Source organism: Bacillus sp. P4_D3, assembly GCF_056401855.1.
Genome location: NZ_JBFUIN010001147.1, coordinates 1 through 755, shown reverse-complemented (window position 1 = coordinate 755; position 755 = coordinate 1). Strand labels below are relative to the sequence as shown.

2 pseudogenes are annotated in these 755 nt (G+C 33.8%); both read left to right on the top strand.

From position 1 onward, the window contains the following. A pseudogene (locus tag AC1DTM_RS29895) lies at positions 1 to 447 on the top strand (MFS transporter); the annotation flags it as partial. Between the two features lie 127 nt (positions 448 to 574). Next, a pseudogene (locus AC1DTM_RS29890) lies at positions 575 to 755 on the top strand (hypothetical protein); the annotation flags it as partial.

The following is a 755-nucleotide window of genomic DNA, read 5'->3' as shown; positions in this document are numbered from 1 at the left end:
GTCGGGATGCTAATTGGTGCAATTGTTTTATCAGTACGTAAAGAAGTGAATAACCCGTTTCGCTCTGTTTATATTGGGCTGTTTTTATTTGCGGGCTTGAGTTTATGTACAGTCTTTCCATTGTTAGTTACCATTCCGAAAGTAGTAAGTTTTATTTACTATATCGCTTTTATGATTTTAACTGGTATATCAATGATGGTTGTAAATATACCGATGCAAGTACATATGCAAAAGACGACAGATCCAAACTATTTAGGACGTGTATTCGGTTTACTTGAAACAATTTCTACCGCAATCGCACCGCTCGGTATGATTGTATATGGATTATTATTAGATATGTTGCCGACTAGCATTGTTATGATGACATTAGGCGGAGGGTTATTGTTAGTTGTATTAGTGGGAGTAAGAAAGCATGTGGCGAAAAAGCAAGTGGATGTGTCGGCCTGAAAAATAAGAAAGTAATAAAAAATTGACTGGAAACAATAAAAATGACCATATTAGTATTTTAGTTTTTGAAACTCTTTTTCATGTATGTTACAGTAAAGTGAGCAGGCAAAGAAAAGGAGAAAACATCATGAAAAAATTAAGTTTTGTAATGCTTTTTCTGTTAGTCGTAATGACTGGATGTAGTAATTACGACACGTATATTGAAACAGGTATGCAATCATTGAAAAATGAAAAATATAGTGATGCGATTATGTGGTTTGAAAAAGCGGAAAAAGAAAAATCAGGAAATGAAGCGAAGGCATATAAAG